22 protein-coding genes and 1 pseudogene are annotated in these 18,954 nt (G+C 53.7%); 6 read left to right on the forward strand and 17 right to left on the reverse strand.

Features of this window, described 5'->3' with window-relative positions; genetic code table 11:
• The 3 genes from HOM51_19990 to HOM51_20000 form a co-directional block, all read right to left on the reverse strand.
• Positions 1-172: BAX inhibitor (BI)-1/YccA family protein (locus HOM51_19990; protein ID MBT5036800.1), on the reverse strand; the 172-nt coding region annotated here is incomplete at its 3' end.
• Between the two features lie 136 nt (positions 173-308).
• A complete protein-coding gene (locus tag HOM51_19995; GenBank protein ID MBT5036801.1) occupies positions 309-2,849 on the reverse strand; it encodes an ABC transporter permease in 2,541 nt (846 codons plus the stop codon).
• Entirely contained in the window at positions 2,846-3,550 is a 705-nt protein-coding gene (locus HOM51_20000) for an ABC transporter ATP-binding protein (protein ID MBT5036802.1), read from the reverse strand. Before HOM51_20000 ends, HOM51_19995 begins: the two co-directional genes overlap by 4 nt.
• Before the next feature lie 11 nt (positions 3,551-3,561).
• Here HOM51_20000 and HOM51_20005 point away from each other — a divergent pair, with 11 nt between their 5' ends.
• From HOM51_20005 to thpR, 3 genes are all read left to right on the forward strand, one after another.
• Entirely contained in the window at positions 3,562-4,242 is a 681-nt protein-coding gene (locus tag HOM51_20005; protein ID MBT5036803.1) for an arylesterase, read from the forward strand.
• A 94-nt stretch (positions 4,243-4,336) separates the two neighbouring features.
• The gene (locus tag HOM51_20010) at positions 4,337-5,455 is read left to right on the forward strand and encodes a histidine kinase (protein MBT5036804.1); all 1,119 of its coding nucleotides are present in this window, start codon (positions 4,337-4,339) and stop codon (positions 5,453-5,455) included.
• 43 nt (positions 5,456-5,498) lie between these two features.
• Positions 5,499-6,038: an RNA 2',3'-cyclic phosphodiesterase gene (gene thpR / locus HOM51_20015; protein MBT5036805.1), complete on the forward strand. Its 540-nt coding sequence runs from the start codon at positions 5,499-5,501 to the stop codon at positions 6,036-6,038.
• On the opposite strand, the pseudogene HOM51_20020 reads toward thpR, so the two are convergent.
• Positions 6,035-6,893, reverse strand: a pseudogene (locus HOM51_20020) (phosphotransferase). The gene thpR and the pseudogene HOM51_20020 sit on opposite strands and share 4 nt — an antisense overlap.
• Before the next feature lie 6 nt (positions 6,894-6,899).
• Positions 6,900-7,373, reverse strand: a complete 474-nt coding sequence (locus HOM51_20025) for a low molecular weight phosphotyrosine protein phosphatase (protein MBT5036806.1) — start codon at positions 7,371-7,373, stop codon at positions 6,900-6,902.
• 95 nt (positions 7,374-7,468) lie between these two features.
• Here HOM51_20025 and cobB point away from each other — a divergent pair, with 95 nt between their 5' ends.
• Together cobB and HOM51_20035 are read left to right on the forward strand one after the other, a co-directional pair.
• Entirely contained in the window at positions 7,469-8,194 is a 726-nt protein-coding gene (gene cobB / locus HOM51_20030) for an NAD-dependent protein deacylase (protein MBT5036807.1), read from the forward strand.
• 6 nt (positions 8,195-8,200) lie between these two features.
• Positions 8,201-8,788 (forward strand): uracil-DNA glycosylase family protein, encoded by a 588-nt coding sequence (locus tag HOM51_20035; protein ID MBT5036808.1) that lies wholly within the window; start codon positions 8,201-8,203, stop codon positions 8,786-8,788.
• Positions 8,789-8,820: 32 nt separating this feature from the next.
• Here the strand turns inward: HOM51_20035 and HOM51_20040 are convergent, their stop codons facing one another.
• The 7 genes from HOM51_20040 to HOM51_20070 all read right to left on the reverse strand — a co-directional run bounded on the left by HOM51_20040 (position 8,821) and on the right by HOM51_20070 (position 15,452).
• Positions 8,821-10,035, reverse strand: coding sequence for an argininosuccinate synthase (locus HOM51_20040; protein MBT5036809.1), 1,215 nt, complete (start codon positions 10,033-10,035; stop codon positions 8,821-8,823).
• A complete protein-coding gene (locus tag HOM51_20045; GenBank protein ID MBT5036810.1) occupies positions 10,035-10,943 on the reverse strand; it encodes a methionyl-tRNA formyltransferase in 909 nt (302 codons plus the stop codon). Before HOM51_20045 ends, HOM51_20040 begins: the two co-directional genes overlap by 1 nt.
• A gap of 99 nt (positions 10,944-11,042) precedes the next feature.
• Positions 11,043-12,128 carry a 23S rRNA (adenine(2503)-C(2))-methyltransferase RlmN gene (rlmN, locus tag HOM51_20050; protein ID MBT5036811.1) on the reverse strand — a complete coding sequence of 362 codons (1,086 nt, stop codon included), beginning with the start codon at positions 12,126-12,128 and terminating at the stop codon, positions 11,043-11,045.
• Positions 12,125-12,616 carry a hypothetical protein gene (locus tag HOM51_20055; protein MBT5036812.1) on the reverse strand — a complete coding sequence of 164 codons (492 nt, stop codon included), beginning with the start codon at positions 12,614-12,616 and terminating at the stop codon, positions 12,125-12,127. The genes rlmN and HOM51_20055 overlap by 4 nt, the downstream gene beginning before the upstream one ends.
• The gene (locus tag HOM51_20060) at positions 12,613-13,212 is read right to left on the reverse strand and encodes an RNA methyltransferase (protein ID MBT5036813.1); all 600 of its coding nucleotides are present in this window, start codon (positions 13,210-13,212) and stop codon (positions 12,613-12,615) included. The genes HOM51_20055 and HOM51_20060 overlap by 4 nt, the downstream gene beginning before the upstream one ends.
• 3 nt (positions 13,213-13,215) lie before the next feature.
• The gene (locus HOM51_20065; GenBank protein MBT5036814.1) at positions 13,216-15,168 is read right to left on the reverse strand and encodes an acetoacetate--CoA ligase; all 1,953 of its coding nucleotides are present in this window, start codon (positions 15,166-15,168) and stop codon (positions 13,216-13,218) included.
• Positions 15,165-15,452, reverse strand: a complete 288-nt coding sequence (locus HOM51_20070) for a 4a-hydroxytetrahydrobiopterin dehydratase (GenBank protein ID MBT5036815.1) — start codon at positions 15,450-15,452, stop codon at positions 15,165-15,167. The genes HOM51_20065 and HOM51_20070 overlap by 4 nt, the downstream gene beginning before the upstream one ends.
• A gap of 36 nt (positions 15,453-15,488) precedes the next feature.
• On the opposite strand from HOM51_20070, the gene HOM51_20075 reads away from it, so the two are divergent.
• Complete coding sequence (locus tag HOM51_20075) at positions 15,489-15,887, forward strand: acetylglutamate kinase (GenBank protein MBT5036816.1); 399 nt, start codon at positions 15,489-15,491, stop codon at positions 15,885-15,887.
• On the opposite strand, the gene HOM51_20080 is transcribed toward HOM51_20075, so the two are convergent.
• From HOM51_20080 to HOM51_20100, 5 genes are all read right to left on the reverse strand, one after another.
• Entirely contained in the window at positions 15,884-16,357 is a 474-nt protein-coding gene (locus HOM51_20080; protein ID MBT5036817.1) for a periplasmic heavy metal sensor, read from the reverse strand. The genes HOM51_20075 and HOM51_20080 overlap by 4 nt on opposite strands.
• Before the next feature lie 3 nt (positions 16,358-16,360).
• On the reverse strand, positions 16,361-16,804 hold the full coding sequence (locus HOM51_20085; GenBank protein ID MBT5036818.1) for a hypothetical protein: 444 nt from the start codon (positions 16,802-16,804) through the stop codon (positions 16,361-16,363).
• Positions 16,801-17,367: an RNA polymerase sigma factor gene (locus HOM51_20090; protein ID MBT5036819.1), complete on the reverse strand. Its 567-nt coding sequence runs from the start codon at positions 17,365-17,367 to the stop codon at positions 16,801-16,803. The genes HOM51_20085 and HOM51_20090 overlap by 4 nt, the downstream gene beginning before the upstream one ends.
• Positions 17,368-17,410: 43 nt before the next feature.
• Positions 17,411-17,911 carry an EF-hand domain-containing protein gene (locus HOM51_20095; protein ID MBT5036820.1) on the reverse strand — a complete coding sequence of 167 codons (501 nt, stop codon included), beginning with the start codon at positions 17,909-17,911 and terminating at the stop codon, positions 17,411-17,413.
• A gap of 97 nt (positions 17,912-18,008) precedes the next feature.
• Positions 18,009-18,908: a Dyp-type peroxidase gene (locus HOM51_20100; GenBank protein MBT5036821.1), complete on the reverse strand. Its 900-nt coding sequence runs from the start codon at positions 18,906-18,908 to the stop codon at positions 18,009-18,011.
• Between the last annotated feature and the right edge of the window lie 46 nt (positions 18,909-18,954).

The raw sequence follows: 18,954 nt of genomic DNA on the forward strand, positions 1-18,954 counted from the left end.
CCAAGCTCAGACCAGAGCCGAAAATCATCTCGATCGCAGCTGGGGATGATGCAACAGCACCGGCGACAATGCCCGTCAGCAGCACGCCGGATGCCATGTAGTTATAGACCTGCAGCATATACTTCCGCAGGCCAGCATCGATTGGTGCCGCGTCAGCCTGGGCCGACGTCATGCGCCCCGTACGCAGCTCAAATTGATTGTTAGGTCCCATAGCCATAGTTCTTAACCCCTTGTCCGAAAATATAGAATCCAGCACCTAATATGGCATGATTGGTGTGAATTTCAATACCTCTGCAAAAATAACCCATCTACTCATTTCTGAGGTGGGGAGCCGCGTGTTGGCCCAAAGCCCGCCAGGTGCCCGTGAACCCGAGAGCCAGGGTTACCACCATACACAGCAGCACGGTGAGCCCAGCTACCTCCGGCAGATACGTCCAATCTGAATGCATTAAATGCACGACCACAGCCCAGGCGGTCACCGACCCAACGGCGGCGGCAATAATCCCGGTGGCTAGGCCTAGAATACCATATTCCAGCAGATAGGCTTTCATGACGTTGTTGCGGGTGGCGCCCAAGACCTTGAACACAACCGCATCATAAATCCGCCGCCGGTGGCCTGCAGCGACGGCTCCGGCTAGGACCAGGGCTCCGGCCAGAATTGCAATGCTTGCCGCCCCTCGGATGGCAGTTCCAATTCCAGCTAAAATTGTTGCAGCGGCTTGCAAGGCTTCACGAACCCGAATGGCGGAAACATTGGTAAAGTTTTTTGAAAGTGCTCTCTCGACCGCGTTTTCGCCGCTGCGGGGGACCTCAATCGCCGCGATATGCGTATGAGGTGCGCCTTCCAAGGTTCCCGGCGCAAAGATGATAGCAAAATCAAACCGCAGTGACCGCCAATCAATTTCGCGTAAGCTGCCAATCTTGGCGGTGACCTCCCGGCCCAGAATGTTCAGGGTCAAAGTATCGCCGACACCGATGCCAAATCCTCGGGCCAAGCCAGCATCGAAGGAAATTAACGGCTCCCCTCGGTAGTTTTCCGGCCACCATTTGCCATCCACAACCTTAGTGTCCTTGGGCTGCAGTGCGGCATAAGTCAAAGCCCGGTCACCACGCACAGCCCAAGCGGTTTCAGGTGCAATCTTCACTTCCTTAACGGGCTTTCCAGCGATACGAACAATCCGCCCTCGAAGACTCGGAACCCGCCTAAATCCGCTGGTGCCGGGGACCGACTTTACGGCTTGGTCGAAGGCTTGAACTTGTTGCGGTTGAATATCGATGAAAAAGAATGCGGGCGCTTGTTCCGGAAGGCGCTCGTTGACTTGGCGGCTGAGGTTGCCCTCAATCAAGGCAATGGCGACCAGGACAGTGAGGCCCAAACCTAGGGACAAAAATATGCTGGGCGTTGCGGCACCGGGCCGGTGCAGGTTTGCTAAGACCAACCGTCCCACGGCACCCGGCGGATTTTTAACCCGCCGCGCCGCTGCCATAACGCCAACGGCGCTCAATCGTAGGACCGCCAGTGTCGCAATCGCGCACCCAATGAACCACGCCGCGAAATAACGGTCGGAGGTAGTGAGCAGGGTTAACACGGCCAAGCCGATGACGGAGATTAATAACGCAACTCGATAACGCTTTTGCGGCCATCCGGAAATAGCGTTCACCTGGCGGCGAAACAGGTGCTGTGCTGGGATTTCTCGTGCTCGGGCCAGCGGCAGTAGGGCAAAGGTCAGGGTCGTCGCCATTCCAAACGCTGCGGCGATCCAAATTGGGCCTAGATATACGCCGGCACGTGGAATGACCGGCAGCATCTCCGCCAAGATGCCGAGCGTAACGGCGGGTAGGCCAATCCCCAGGCTCAAGCCAAGTACCGTCCCAAAGGCACCGAGCATAAGGATCTGCAGCATATAAATTTTAAAAACCAAATTTCCAGGCGCGCCCAGGCATTTGAACGTCGCAATGCTATCGGTTCGACTTTCCAGGTAACTGCTGACCGCATTGGCAATTCCAATTCCCCCCACCAGCAAGGACGTCAGGCCGACGAAGGAAAAAAACAAAGTCATTCGTTCGATAAACCGGCGGATGCCTGGGGCCGCTTCGTCCACTCCCCGAATGCGCCAGCCCGCAGATGGGAAGGCTTTCGTCAGGGCCTCGACCCAACTTTTGCCGGTTTTGGGATTCTCGAGTGTTACCCTGTAATGGTAGCGAATTTGGCTGCCGGGTCGCACCAAGCCGGTTTGTTTCAGGGTGCTCTGGTCTATCATTAGCCGAGGGCCTAAATTGAAGACGGACGCCGCGCGATCAGGTTCTTTCAGGATAACGCCCCTAATTTGGTACATTGCGTCGCCAACTTTGACCGTATCTCCTGTCTTGAGACCTAGTTTGGAGAGGAGGTTGCCATCGGCCACAGCCCCCGCCACGCCGTTTTTCGTTCTCATTAATTCAGCAAGCGGTTGGGCAGGCCGTAAAACCATGCTCCCAACCAAGGGGTAAACGCCGTCCACCGCCTTTAATTCCACGAGTGCGCGTTCCTCTGGTGTGTCAGGCTTAGAGGCCATTGCCCGCATGCGAACGGCGGATGAAAACTTTTTCGACTGGAGCTTTAAATAATCTAATTGTTCCGCGGACGCTGTCCGATGGAGCAGGCGAAGATCGACGTCGCCTCCCAAAAGATTTCTTGAATCATCCTTCAGACCACCAACAAAGGCCTCGCTCAGGGTGCCGACGCCGGCAATGGCCGCCACACCCAAGGCCAAACAGGCGAGAAATATGCGAAATCCTGTGAGACCGCCCCGGAGTTCAGCGCGAAGTTCACGTAGGGCAAGCCGAAGTGCGAGACCCGCGCCGTTCATTTTTGATCCTGAACGATAAGTCCATCGGCGAGGTGCAAGACCCGCGTACATTGATCTGCCAGGGCGACTTCGTGAGTGACGAGAATGAGGGTGGTTCCCAAGCGATCATGAAGTTCGAACAAAAGATCCATAATCTTTCGCCCGGTATCCTGGTCCAGATTTCCCGTCGGCTCATCAGCCAGCAAAATCGACGGCTCAGTTGCGCATGCCCGGGCCAAGGCAACCCTTTGTTGTTCGCCACCGGAAAGTTGACCGGGATAATGGGTCAGTCGATGGTCGAGGCCTACGGAATTTAAATGCGCCTCTGCCCGATCAAAAGCGTCAGGCTTACCGGCAAATTCTAAGGGGATGGCCACATTTTCAAGTGCTGTCATGGTCGGAATCAGATGAAAGTTCTGAAAGACGATGCCGACGTTGTCGCGCCGGAACAGCGCCAATTCATCTTCGTCAAGGGCAGAGACTTCGGTCCCCGCCGCATGAACACTCCCAGACGTCGCTTGTTCCAAGCCAGCGATGACCATCAACAGGCTTGTCTTGCCTGAACCGGAGGGTCCGACAACGCCGACCGTTTCTCCAGACCCGATGGAGAGATCAATTCCCCTTAGTATGTTGACCTCACCCGCTTGGCTTGCCAGCTTAAGGTGAACACTGTTTAAGCGAACGGCTGTATTAAGGTCTGCGTCCGGTCGCTGTTGGTCCATAGGCATAGATGATGCACCGTTTAATAAGAATCGTATTGTTCTTTCGATATGTCTTCAAATCACGGCTTGTCAACGCCGCACCTGCTTTGGTAGTCCTATTGTGCACATTGCCAGTAAGCGCGGAACCGGAAATTCGTATTCTTGTCCTGGGTGATAGCCTAACAGCCGGATACGGCTTGGCTGAGCCGGATAGTTTTCCGGCCCAACTGGAACAGGCCTTAAAAAAAGGCGGTACGTCAGTCCGCATCCTAAACGCCGGGGTTTCCGGCGATACATCGGCAGGGGGGCGCGCTCGGTTAGAATGGTCACTCGCGTCTAAGCCTCATGCCGTGGTGATTGAACTGGGGGCCAATGATGGACTTAGAGGGCTTAATCCTAAAGCTACAGCGGCTAATTTAGACGCCATTGTTTCGGCATTAAAACGCAAAGGACTCGCTGTTCTATTGGTGGGAATGCGTGCGCCACCGAATTTGGGGGCCGATTATGGGCAAGAATTCAGCGCTATCTTCGGACGCATCGCAGCCAAATACGAAATTGCACTCTACCCATTTTTCTTGGATGGCGTTGCGACGTACGAAAATTTAAACCAAGCAGATGGCATTCATCCAAATGCAGAAGGGGTAGGCGTCATCGTTACGAACATTCTCCCCTTCATTCAAAGGCTTGTATCCCAGGCAAGGAGCGTCCGTTAATTTTTTGGTTAACGAGGCTGACTTTCCTACTCAGTAGCGGTACTCTAGCAATATTAGTCTTTGCCCGATTAGACGCTCGCAGGAGACAATTTTTATGTCCCAGTTCAAAACAGCATTTGCAGAGGCCGAAGACTGGACGGGCGTTGCAAAAAGTTGCGCCGACCAATTGCTGGATACTGGATTAGAAGATGCGTCGCTTGGGTTTTTGTATGTCACTGAACCCTTAATAGGGGACTTATCCAGCATCCTCACATATTTACGCCAGACCACGGGTGTTCCCCATTGGGTCGGTGCCGCCGCCATGGGCATCTGCGTCGATGCGAAGGAAGTTTTTAATCGCCCGGCGGCTGCCGCCATGCTGACAACTTTGCCGGAAGATCAGTTTAGGGTGCTCCCAACCATCACGGACACGCTTGAAAATATCTCTGGCGAAATAACGACTTGGATGGGGCAACGCAACCCGACACTTGGGATCGTTCATGCAGATCCCAGCAACGCCAAGTCCCCGCTACTTGTGCAAAATCTAGCGGAAACCAGCAGCAGTTTTTTGGTCGGCGGGTTAACATCGACCCGCGACAAATCACGCCAAGTAGCAGATGAAGTCACCAGTGGCGGAATTTCAGGAATTTTATTCGCACCCGAAGTTCAGGTATCAACCGGCCTCAGCCAGGGGTGCGTGCCGGTCGGGGAAAGTCATCTCGTTTCCGACTCAATCGATAACGTCATCATCGGATTGGATGGAGAAAAAGCGCTCGATGTCTTCAAAAATGACATTGGAGAGCTGTTATCGCGGGACCTTAACCGGGTCGCAGGTTACGTGCATGCCGCAATTCCCATCGAAGGGTCGGACACAGGCGATTACATGGTGCGGGATTTGGTTGGAATCGACCCCACCCGGGGTTGGCTCGCAGTTGGTGGAAACATTCAAACCGGCGACCGGGTCATGTTTGTCCGGAGAGACCCCGATACAGCCCAGGAAGACCTTGTAAACACAGTAGAAATTATTAAAAACCGACTGTCCGGTACGGCCCGTGGCGGTGTGTATTGTTCATGTATCGCACGGAGCGCCAATATGTTTGGCGAAGAAGGCCGGGAAATGGCTTTGATCCGGGAGTGCCTGGGTGACGTTCCTTTGATCGGATTCTATGCGGGGGGCGAGTTTTCAAATGCTCGTTTGTATAGTTATACCGGCGTTTTAACGTTGTTTCTGTAGCGAAACATAACGATATCGTTATAAATATTTTGGGGAGTTAAAAATGCGCCTGTTCGTGGGCCTTGCTCTACCCTCTGACATTAGGCTTCGGCTGCAGGCTCTCTGTTCTGGAATCGCTGGTGCCAGATGGGTGAAGCCTGAAAATATGCACATTACCCTTCGTTTCGTTGGCGATGTGAATGGCGAAGATGTCGAAGATTTAAACGATGCCTTGGCCGATATTTCGTGCCCGCCCTTTAATCTTTCTCTTGCCGGCGTTGATTGTTTCGGGGGTTCGAAGGGCGTGCGCTCGGTTTGGGCCGGTGTCGAGAAGCCACAAGAATTGGACCCGTTACAGGCAAGCGTCGAGTCTACAATCTCGCGCCTGGGCTATGGGCCTGAGGAGAGAAAGTTTACCCCGCACATTACATTGGCACGGTTTAAAAAAACCCGAGCCGACAAAATAGCCCCCTTTTTCGAGAGCAATCTCGGCTTTGTAAGCAGCCCTTTTTCAGTCGAAAATTTTACCCTCTTCCGTAGCCATTTGGGCCATGAAGGGGCGCACTATGAGGTCCTGGCAGACTACGAGTTGGCTCCCCGTTAACTCCCAAACTTGCTAAGTGTTTTTTCGACGGAGCCTACATACGTTCCGCCAAATAGACGGACGTGAACCAGAAGGGGATAGAGGTTATAGATATCCCGACGTTCCTCGAAGAATCCGGGTTGAAGGGGTCGAATTTCGGTATACCTGTCAAAATGGCTCACCAAACGTTCCGAACAGAGTGCTAAACGCGAGCTCAATTTCCGCATCACCATAATAAACGGCCGGATCAACGAACCCGGCAATTTGGTTGCCCTTACACAGCACGTTGCCCGTCCACAGGTCGCCGTGAAGTAAAGAGGGTTGTGCGGCGTCGTCAATCCAAGTCTCTAACTTTTCTGCCAATGACTCTATACGTCTCATCAATCGCCGAGGTAACCGACCCGCGTCTAAGGCCTGCCGCGCCATATACAAGAGTCGCTGATCGCGGAAGAATTCGCACCAATGATCGGTCCAGAGGTTGGGCTGAACCAACCCGCCAATCAGTGTATCCATCGGAAAACCGAATTGATCTGCGGTCAATCCATGCAGGTTTGCCAGAAGCTCTGCTGCATGCCTTTGAGATTGAGGGTTTAATGCATCGCCGCCATCTATGTGGCTCATGACCAATAAATCGTCCATGGCATAGAGGACTTGGGGTACGGGCAGTCGGCTGTTCCGCGCCAAATAATCGAGCATCATGCCTTCGATGGCCAATCCACCACCAAGTTCACCCACTTTAGCAACGATGGCTCCGCCGTGCTTGAGGTCGACCCGGAAGACATCGCCGATGCATCCACCCTCCAAGGGTGAAAATTTCGTCGGGAGATCGTCGGCAGCTGCGGATATGCGTTGAATGATCGACGCTTTCACGACCATAAGTCCCTAAAAATGATGTTCTCTAATGTCCGCCAGCAGCCCCTGAGATGCCTCTTCAACCAAGTCCAGCACCAAATCAAATCCACCCCCACCGCCATAGTACGGATCAGGGACGTCGTTTCGTCCAGCGTTGGGAGCAAAGTCCAAGAATAAGCGCAACCGATCTTCTTTTCCTGGGGGGCAAGAGCCGGAAAGGCTCGCGTAATTGTCTGCGTCCATGGCCAGCACGTAATCAAAATTCTGAAAATCGGAAATCTGTACCTTGCGGGCGCGCTGTTCGCTCAAGTCGACACCGCGCATTCGAGCCGCCGCCGTGGCGCGGCGGTCGGGGGCCTCGCCCACATGCCAACTGCCGGTCCCCGCTGAATCGATACTAATTTTATTGGCCAAGCCTTCGCGTTCGACAAGGGTCCGAAAGACTCCCTCTGCCGTTGGCGATCGACAAATATTGCCAAGACAGACGAAAAGAACTTTGACCATGACCCGCTCCTGGTATTCCCTAAGGTTGGAATTATCGAGCAAGAACACCTAAGGCTTGGATTATCCAGCAGAAACAAAAGGGCAGCAAGAAGACAATGGACGCAAATACCCACCCCAGCATCGTCGTTTCCACCGGGGCCGGAATTTCAAAGGAATCCGGCCTAAAGACGTTCCGTGATGCGGACGGCCTTTGGGCAACGGTGCGCATCGAAGATGTCGCTACTCCGGATGCTTTCAAACGCGACCCGGCGCGAGTTCAAGAATTTTACAACACCCGACGGGCTAATCTTAACTCCGATAATATCCGCCCGAATGCCGCCCATGACGCTTTGGTGCGACTAGAGCGTGATTGGCCCGGCGACGTGCTGGTGGTGACCCAGAACGTTGATAATCTTCACGAAACTGCCGGCACAGAAAACCTTTTGCACATGCACGGTGAGCTTTTGAAGATCAGGTGTGAGGGCTGCGGTGATATCGTTCATTGGGCCGAGGATATCAAATCCGATCAGGCTTGCGTTGCTTGTGAGGCCGTTGGAACACTGCGCCCAAACGTCGTCTGGTTCGGCGAAATGCCAATGGAAATGGATCGTATCTATGCAGCCCTTGGCAAATGCGGCCTTTTTATCTCTATCGGCACATCAGGCAACGTCTACCCCGCCGCAGGCTTCGTTCAGCACGTCCGAGGTGCCGGTAGCGCACACACCTTGGAACTCAATCTTGAACCCTCAGAGGGAGCGACTATGTTCGCTGAAGCGATATACGGTCCCGCGACCAAGGTGGTGCCAGCGTATGTCGAAAAAATCCTTGCAGATGGATGGTGATCACGAATGGCTATCAGTGACCTCCTTGCCCAGGTTCGCGACTGTCGGGAATGTGATCAGCATTTGCCGCTGGGACCCCGGCCCGTACTCCGGGCATCTGCCAAGGCCCGGGTTGTGATGATCGGGCAGGCACCGGGAACCAAGGTCCACAATTCTGGGGTGCCATGGAATGATGCGTCGGGCGACCGTCTCCGTGATTGGCTGGGTATGGACCGCGATACGTTTTATTCAACAGATCGACTGGCCATCATCCCAATGGCATTCTGCTATCCAGGTCGGGCATCGAACGGCGGCGATAACCCCCCGCGCCCAGAATGTGCTCCACTTTGGCACGGACCGTTGTTGGAGGCATTGCCGAAGTTAGAGCTAACACTCCTGATCGGCAGTTACGCCCAAAAATATTATCTCAAGAAAACTGCAGCCAAGACGATGACCGAAACTGTCCGAAATTGGCGGAATTACTTACCGGGCATCGTCCCAACACCTCACCCCAGTTGGCGCACAACCGCTTGGCTTCGCAAAAACCCCTGGTTTGAAGCCGACGTGGTGCCGGAACTGAGAGAGCGCTTGGCCAATGCTCTAAATAAATCCTAACGCCCGCCTCCCAAATACAATTCAGTGAGACGTTACGACTTATCCCTGGAAAGCTTTTCCATGCGAAGCCGGAGCGCGCTGAGTTTAATAAACCCTTCGGCGTCGTGCTGGTCATAAACGTCGTCTTCTTCAAACGTCACCAAGTCCTCATCATAAAGGCTATGGGGTGATTTTCGACCAACAACGATGACGTTACCTTTATAGAGTTTTAGACGCACGGTGCCGGTGACCCGTTCCTGTGTTTGGTCAATGGCGGCTTGTAGCATTTTGCGCTCGGGTGAGAACCAATAGCCGTTGTAAATTAGCTCAGCATACTGGGGCATTAGCGTGTCTTTGGTGTGGGCGGCACCGCGGTCTAGGGTGATCGATTCAATGGCGCGGTGTGCTTCCAATAGAACCGTCCCACCGGGGGTTTCATATACACCCCGGGCTTTCATGCCGACATACCGATTTTCGACAATATCCTTGCGGCCGACACCGTTGGCCCCCGCAATTTTATTTAACCGTTCCAATAAGTTAGCGGGAGATAGCTTCTCTCCATCAATTGCTACAGGGTCCCCCGCAACAAAATCGATTTCCATATAAGTTGGTTTATCAGGGGCAGACTCGGGCGACACGGTCCAGCGGAACATGGCCTCATCAGGTTCCACCCATGGATCCTCCAACACGCGTCCTTCATAGGAAATGTGCAGCAGGTTCGCATCCATGGAATAGTCCGCCTCGCCTCGCTTATTGGTCGGCACAGGGACTTGCCGAGACTCCGCGTATTGAATGAGCTTGGTGCGAGAATTTAAATCCCATTCCCGCCACGGGGCGATAATTTTAATGTCTGGTTTGCACGCATAGTACCCAAGTTCAAATCGAACCTGGTCATTGCCTTTTCCGGTCGCGCCATGCGAAACCGCATCCGCGCCGACTTCCTCAGCGATTTCAATTTGGCGTTTGGCGATCAGGGGCCGGGCGATGGAGGTGCCCAGCAGATAGGTGCCTTCATAAATCGTGTTGGCGCGAAACATCGGGAAGACGTAATCCCGCACAAACTCCTCGCGCAGGTCTTCGATGAAAATTTCTTTCACGCCAAAGGCTTCGGCCTTTTCCCGTGCTGGGTCGAGTTCTTCACCTTGGCCAATATCCGCCGTAAAGGTAACAATCTCGCAGCCGTAGGTATCTTCCAGCCAGCGCAGAATGACGGACGTATCCAGTCCGCCGGAATAGGCCAGAACGACTTTTTTGACAGATGTACCCATTACGCGCCCAGCTTCGTCCCAACCGCGATTCCGGCGTCCTTCCCGGCAATCTTGCCTTCACCTTCAGGCCGAACACGTCCGAGCCGCACACCGCCGCCGTCACCGGCTGCAATGGTAATGCCGTCGTCATCAACCGCGATAACCGTGCCCGCGTCACCCGCCGCATCATCAACGCGCCTGCAATCAAACAGCCCCAGTTTTTTGCCCTCATTCATCGTCCAGGCACCCGGCGCAGGATCTGTTCCCCGAATAAGGTTATGAACTTCGGCGGCTGGTTTAGACCAATCGACTTCGGCGATAGAAGCCTTAGCCCAGCTTTCATAAGAGCCTTTGGATAGGTCTTGGACATCCTTGGGCGCATTGCCCGCTTTGACCAAATCAACACTTTCCAACATGGCCTCGACGCCCATCGGGAACAGCTTATCGAAATAGACTGTACCTAAGGTATCATCCGGTGTGATCTCACATTCTTTTTGCATTAGGATCGGACCTTCGTCCAAGCCGTTGTCTGGCCAGAAGATGCTGAGGCCGGTCTTGGTTGAGCCTTGGATGATCGGCCAGTTGATGGAACTCGGCCCCCGGTGCATGGGCAGCAAGGACGGGTGATACTGAATTGTGCCATGGGTCGGGATGTAGAGAACTTCTTCGGGCACAAAAAGGGTGACAAATGCCATGACACAAAGGTCAGAATTGTACGATGCGACCAGTTCTTCCGCTTCCTTATTCTTATAGGACGCGGGCTGGTGCAAGGGCAGACCCTTCTCCAGGGCGAATTCTTTTAGGGGATCGGGCCTTCCGCCTTCTTTATCCGGCGCGCAGAATACCGCGACGATATCTTCGCCGCGATCAAGAAGCGCCTCCAAAACTGATTTGCCGAAAGCTTGCTGGCCGTGAAAGATGATCCGCATGATCGTCCCCTTTGTTAAACTAGATTCAGTTGGGCCACGTATACCGTATACCCCCCGATGTGAAAACACCGATAAAGATCAAAACTTCAAGATAGGGATTTAAACTGCCTCAGAAACCCGGCGTTCGCGGATGCTGTCGGTACGAAGTTGCCCGCACGCGGCCATGATGTCGCGACCTCGGGGCGCGCGAATAGGGGCGGAAAACCCCGCATCATTGATGAAGTCTGCAAACCGCGCCATGGTTTTGCGCTCAGAACATTCATAAATCGACCCCGGCCACGGATTAAACGGGATCAGATTAAACTTCGCCGGCATGTCCTTCATCAGCCGCACCAGTTCACGCGCATCGGCAAGGGAATCATTCACGCCTTTCAGCATCACGTATTCAAAGGTAATGCGCCGGGCATTGCTGGACCCCGGATATTCACGGCACGCTTGCAGCAGTTCCTTAATCGGGTGCTTCCTGTTGATCGGTACCAGCACATCGCGGAGTTCATCTTTTACCGCGTGCAGACTGATCGCTAGATTCACGCCTAGTTCCGCCCCGCATTGGCGAATTTTTGGTACCACGCCCGAGGTGGACAGCGTAATCCGGCGCTTCGAAATCGCGATGCCTTCATTATCCATGACAATCTTTAATGCCTTGGCGACGTTGTCGTAATTCAGCAACGGCTCGCCCATGCCCATCATCACGATGTTTTTAAGCAATCGATCATCGGACCCACTCGGCCATTCTGAATAACTGTCCCGGGCCAGCATGACCTGGCCGACAATCTCCCCTGGCGTTAAATTCCGTACCATGCGCTGGGTGCCAGTATGGCAGAACGAACAGGTCAAGGTGCAGCCGACCTGCGACGACACACACAGTGCGCCGCGATCTTCTTCAGGGATAAAGACGGTCTCTGCTGCGTTACCATCGGTAAATTCCAACAACCATTTCCGCGAACTATCCTTGGATGTGAGTTCTTTGCTCACGCCGGGTCGACGGACAACAAAATGCTCGGCGAGAGTCTTTCGAAACTCTTTGGACAAGGTCGTCATTTCGGAGAAGTCAGTTTCGCCCCGATGATACATCCAATGCCACAACTGATTGGCCCGAAACGGTTTTTCACCAATGGCGACGATCTCGGCGATCAATTCGTCCCGGTTAAGGCCGATCAGGTTTTTGAGGGCTTGGTCCGTCATCCCTTTACCTTACACGCCTTACTGATGGCTTTGTAGGCGGCGGTAAAACCTTTTAACGAATAGAGGTCGGTCGTCTTCGTGCCGCGGCTGGATTGACCCCGAACGGCCAATTCTGCGCCAGCCTTCATTGCAGCGACCAAGACCTTGTCGGTCTTGGGCTTGGCGGCCCAGGCGGTATCGGCATCGGTGAACATCTTAATGTTGGTCTTACCGATTGTGATTACCGCGCTGCTGCCTTTTTTATAGGTATAGCCCGCCTGTACGCTCACCACGCCGATTTCTTTTTTGCCAGGGCCATGGGTCACAACCAACGCCACTGTGCCGCGTTTTTTGTATTTGCCGACGGATTTCTTTGGCTCGGTCGCGATGTAGCAGACTTTGCCTGCCTTAAACGCACTCCAACTGCCGTGGTTGTCCATGAACTTGGCGTCGGCGGGCGTCGCCAATAACACGGTTAAAACTAGAAATAGGGATCCTAAAAATTTCAATTCTCAACCTCATCAAGCGGCGCCATGTTGGTTGGTGGGGGGGCCTTAAACTTGTTCATCGGATTGCGAATGACCGGGTCGCCGTGCACGTGTTCTGCCAAAGGCTCAATCGGCCCGCCGGGTGTGACGGGTCGGTTGGGGTAGCGGCCGAGGCTCATAATCCGGTCATACATAACTATTGCTCCTGCGATTCCAACATTGACGCAGAATTTTGTCGGAATTTTGATCGTCAGGTCACAGCGTTCGACCAATTCCGGCGATAGGGAGTCGCGCTCAGGCCCCAAAATGTAGGCGGCGCGCTGGGGATGGCGGAAACTTGGCAGATCAACCGCATCGTCCAAAAGCTCAACCCCAACCAACGAGCACTTTTCTGGCAGCACCAATGAAGCCGTATCTGGGAACGCATAAAACGGCACATGGCCCGGCGCGTCGGAGGTATCAGACTTACTGCCTTCGGCACGGTCGTAGTTCGCGGCGACCGTAAACATGAAGTCCGCGCCGAACGCATGGGCCGAGCGGAACAGGCTGCCCACGTTCATGGTCTTTGAAATGCGTTCAACGCCAATGCCAAAATATCCTCGCATGGGCGCCTTTATAGATTAATCTTGAAGTTCTTCCAGGTCTTTATAGAGGTCCAAGGCCTCCGGGTTCGCCAGGGCTTCGCGGTTCGTTATGGCGCGACCGTGGATGATATCGCGGACAGCGAGTTCCGTGATCTTGCCACTACGGGTCCTGGGGATGTCGGCAACCTGGACGACTTTGCGCGGCACATGGCGGGGGGTGCAGTTGGCGCGAATTTGTTTTTTGATTTTGTCGATCAGCGCGTCGTCCAATTTACGCTCAGGTCGCAACACGACGAACAGAACTATTCTGGTATCATCGTCCCACTCCTGGCCGACAACGATTCCTTCAACGACCTCATCCAGAAGTTCAACCTGACGATAGATTTCTGCGGTGCCGATGCGCACACCGCCGGGGTTCAGGGTGGCGTCGGATCGTCCGTAGATGGTCATGCCGCCATGTTCAGTCCATTCCGCATAATCGCCGTGGTGCCAAATGTTGGGGAAGCGCTCAAAATAGGCGCCTCGATAGATTGATCCATCCGCATCATTCCAGAATTCCACCGGCAACGATGGGAACGGGGCCGTGCAGACCAAGTCTCCTTTACCCTGGGGCATGTGGTTGCCATCGGTATCGAATACATCTGTGGCCATGCCGAGGCTTGGTCCCTGAATTTCACCTCGCCAAACAGGCGCCGTCGTGTTGCCGGATACGAAACACCCCATGATGTCAGTGCCACCGGATACAGACGCCAAGTGCAGGTCTTGTTTGATATGGGTGTAGACGAAATCAAAACTTTCGGCGACCAGGGGAGACCCGGTCGAAAGAATTGCTTTCAACGTGGTCAGTTTGTGGGTGGATTTGGGTTTTAGCCCTGCTTTGTTTACCGCATCGATGAACTTCGCCGATGTACCAAAATGGGTAATTTCTTCGGCGTCGGTAAAATCAAACAACCTGTTCCCATCTGGGTAAAACGGCGATCCGTCATACAGCAGCACTGTCGCCTCGCACGCCAGAACCGCCGTCAGCCAGTTCCACATCATCCAGCCGCAGGTGGTAAAATAGGCGTAGCGGTCGCCCTTTTTTACGTTGGCTTGCAGCAGATGTTCCTTGGTCAATTGTAGCAGCGATCCGCCATGGCCGTGGACAATACACTTGGGCGCACCCGTGGTGCCGGATGAATACATAATGAACAGTGGATGGTTGAAGGGCAGTTGAAGGAAGGTAATGTCGGCGGGTTGAAACTTCTCAGAAAAATCATTCCAGCTGACGCTGTTCTTAATTGGCGTAATGTCAGGATCGGAGTTTCGGTATTCCACCACCACGGTTTTTTCCACCGTTGGCAGCCCTTCCAGGATCGTCGCTAATTTCTCCAGGCAGTCGTGTTCTTTGCCGTTATAAAAATATCCATCGACGGCGAAGATCACTTTGGGTTCGATTTGACCGAAGCGGTCGAGCACGCCCTGAATGCCAAAGTCCGGCGAACAGGACGACCAAATTGCGCCGAGGCTGACGGCAGCCAGCATTGCGATAATGGCTTCTGGCATGTTGGGCAGGTAGCCGACAACCCGGTCCCCTGATGTGACACCAGCCGCTTCCAGCGCCTGTTTAACACGGGAAACTTCATTATAGAGATCGTTGCCGGAAAGCCGACGTTTTACCCGATCTTCACCCCAAAACACCAAGGCGTCATTGTCATCCCGGCGACGTAATAGATTTTCGGCATAATTCAGCCGCGCGTCCGGGAACCATTCAGCGCCCGGCATTTTGTCTCTGTTGAGAAGAACGCGTTCGCCCTTGGTTTTAGAAATTACGCCGGAGAAATCCCAAAACGACGCCCAGAATTTCTCCATCTCATCGATGGAAAACCGATGAAGGTCCGCATAATCAGCAAGGTCCGCGCCCCAGGTCCTGTTAATCGCCGTGATCAAAGTCGTGATGTTTGCGTTATCGATGCGGTCTTGAGAGGGTTGCCAAATAAGCTCGGTCATCCCGTCTCATCCATAAACATGGCAAGTTCCACATCCTTTAGGCTCACGCCATCGGCGTCGTGGGTGGTGAGGGTGACATCCACTTGGTTATAGACATTAGACCATTCCGGATGGTGGTTCATATCATCAGCCACCATGGCCACCCGGGTCATGAAGCCAAAGGCATCGCGAAAATTTTCGAATTTGAAAGATTTAAAAATGGCGTCGCGTCCGTCAACATCGGACCAACCATCTAATTCATCCAGCAGGTCTTTACGGTCTTCTTCGTTTATTTTCTCAACCATGTTTTCTCAGGTCCCGTCTCCGGTTAATATGTCGTCATGTCGGATGCTAGCATTTCCCCGCCAAGCTTGGAACAAATCGAAACCATTGCCCAGTGGCAGCTCGACCGAATTCCAAATGAACTGCGCCGTCACGTGGAAGGGGTGGTGATTCGCATTGCCGATTTTCCCGATGATGAAACCATGGATACGATGGGTTTGGAAACCCCGTTTGACCTTTTAGGGCTTTATCATGGGGTTGCGATTGGCAACAAAAGCATTTCCGATCCAGCGCCGGGGGTCGATATGATATTTCTCTATCGCCGGGCGTTGTTGGAATATTGGTGTGCGTCGGGTGAGGACCTAGGACACATCATTCGCCACGTTCTCATTCACGAGATCGGTCATCACTTTGGGCTTAGTGACGCAGATATGGAACGGATCGAAGAAGACAACTAACGCTCGCTGCGTCCCCTCATATGACGACCGTGCCTAAAACGCCTAAAACCTTCTTTGAAATAGGCTTGGCGCTCAATTGCTGGAAGTTTTTCGGCAACATCGCCTATCGACTTGGCCATGGATGAGCGGGCCTCAAGCAGGCGTTGGTGAAGGTCTGCATAGGCTTTATCTAGGGCCTTGCGGTCGAACGGATCAGCAATCAGGGTATTGCGAACGACGCGCCGGGCATCGCGCATGGCACCGACATTTTCACGGATCATCGGGCGATGTTGCTGCCAGATATTATCGACCATACCTTGGTGCTCTGAGCCTAATTTTTCACGCGCGGCGGTGTGGTGCAAAGGCCCCCTAAATCCATCTCTTTTCCACGTGTCGCCAAACATCCAGTGAGAAACAAAGGTACCACCTAGAAAGAGGTTGAGGGCCAGTGAGATTGCTAAAACGATCGAAAGCTTGCGCGACGTTCGCATGGCTTATTGTCCCTCCAGGTTGTAGGCCGGACCGGCGATCAAGGTGTCGAGTTCGGCGGTCAAAACATCATTCGTCTCCGGTGCCAAGGTGCCGATATAAAGCCCCAGGACCATCGCCATCGCCAAGCCTGAAGCGGGCTTCCACACCGGGCCAAACGGCCACAACAGGGTGAGCCATTGCTGCCAGGGGTTGGGTGATGTGCCGGCGAGAATATCGGCCTTGAGTTCAGGCGATGGTTCCGGCAACGGGGCTTGGTCTAAAAGTGCGTCGAGCGCCAAGGCATCTTGGTACAATGCGCGGGCCTCGTCCAGGTGTTCGCGCGGTGCCAAATCACCATCGGCGGCACCTTCGGGCCAACGGTTTCGATCTGCGCCGTAGGTATTCAAAAGTTCGCGCACGCGCCGAATATTTTTACTTTTGGTGATATCTTTGTTGCCGTTGCTCATTCCATTTCTCCAACCAGGTCTCGTCTCCGGTCGATTAAAAGTTCTTTCAATTTACGCCGGCCCCTTGCCAGTAGACTTTCCAAGGCATCGACGCTGATCTCCATAATCTCGGCTGCCTCAATATTACTTAACTCCTGATGGTGGACCAAGGTGATTGCGGTGCGTTGGCGAACCGGCAATTGCACCAAGGCGGCTTCCACCTGATCTGCGACTTGAGTTTGGTGTTGCGCCGCATATTGATTTGCTGACGGATCTGGCGTGTCTGGCGCTTCTTGGTCGCTCATGTGGCCCCGTCTCCTGATCTCGTCGATTGCTAGATTGTGGGCGACATGATAGAGCCAAGTACTGATCCGGGCCTCGGGCTTCCACCGATTGGCTGTTCGCCATAATCGCAGGAAAGTTTCTTGCGCAACGTCTTCGGCAGCCGCCATATCGCTCAGCATCCGATACGATAAACCCACCAAACCACGCAAATGTTGTTCGACGAGGCTGCGGCAGGCGGATTGATCGCCTGCCGCTACCTGTTTCATCAACTCGGCATCTAAGAGTTTTCGGTCGGACATGATTAGTCAGTGTACGCCTCATCGGGGGGCATGTCCGGTTTAACTAGCTTTTGTCGACTTTATTGCCACCGTTGTGATGGCCACCTCTATGATGGTCACCGCCGTGCCCGCCCTTGTGCCCTCTATGACGCATTTCGCCGGGAGTTATTTGATGGTCGCGGTCGCGGTCCCTTTTTCCGAACCGATGCTCGGCGCGGGCCTTCATTTCCTCTTCCGAAATTGTGCCATCGTTATCCGTATCCAAGCGCGCGAAACGATCTTTCATGCGATCTTTCACCCGTTCGGTGATACGTTTAATAATGGCAGCTTCGAGTTCGGCTTGCGTCAATTTCCCGTCACCGTTGGCGTCGGCTTCTTTAAACCGGGCCGTCCGGCCGGCAAGATATTCCTGTTTGGAAACAGCGCCGTCTGAGTTGGCATCCATTTGATTAAAGCGATGTTCGCCGCGGTTTTGACGGTAGCCAGGACCATCGGGTGCGGCAATGACTGCAGTTGTTGTTAACAAGGCAGCTGCAGCGAGAAGTAAAAGGGGGGTCTTTTTCATGGGGGGATCTCCTAATCCAAAATGTTCCGCATGTAACGCGGTACTGGAGATTGAACGGATGAGAGATAGAATTCCGTCGAAGGAAATTAAAATAATATTATGTTAGGACTATTTTCAGGTCTTCAGACGAGGGCGCGAACCAGTATGAACTGGTGATTGCTTCGGAAAATTCCGTCAGTCGGTCATGGAGTTTGTCTTCAGAGATGCCGTACATGCGCCGAAGCATGATATCAAAGTGCTGCGGGTCGGAGGAAAATGCGAGAAAATAGAGCCCATGTTCGCTTGCGCCACCAAAGGGGAAACTTCTTCGATAAATTTTTAAGGCCACACCATCCTGCTTCACATCGGTTCGGCTGACGTGAGAATCGGCAGGCATCGCATCTCCTTGAAGTTCAATGCTATCGGGTTTTGTGCGTCCAATTACGCGTTCTTGTTCTTTTTGGGTTAGTCCATTGAAGGCGGCCAGGCTATGGACCCATTTTTGGCTCAGCACGAACGCCCCTCCGGCACCCGGTTGCCCATCAGGAACTAAGGCCGCTTCCAGTCGCTTGTCTTCCTTGGGGTTGGCGGTGCCATCGATAAATCCGGTTAGATCACGCGAATCCCGGTAGACAAATCCCGGTTGATCAAGGCTAAGACTCAGGCTGGTTGCCAGAGATGCGTTCACGGTAAGGGCCACATCCAATACATCGTCATGGCTATCGCCCGCCAGCCAAACCAATACATCGTGTTGGGTGCCGATTGCATGGGCGCCGTTGGGATTGCCAATCGTATCGAAGTGGGGAATTTCTGTTGGGCCGTGTGCCGGGGCCAAGTCTTTCCAGAGCGTTCCACCAAAGGCAAGGACCGTCTCAACGGGTACAGCCGCTGTCGTTTCCAAGGCGACTCTGAGAGCAGACGTAATTTCGCCTAAGTCTTTTCCCTTGTCGGCTTTAAACTCCAACGCATGGAGGAAGCGAGTTCCCTCCATAAATATTCCGGATTGAGGTGTCCCCATGAGAAATCCCCCGAGGAGCCGTCTCTTATATAAAGCCCCACTTACT

It is taken from the genome of Rhodospirillaceae bacterium, from assembly GCA_018660465.1.
Lineage (GTDB): Bacteria > Pseudomonadota > Alphaproteobacteria > Rhodospirillales > JABJKH01 > JABJKH01.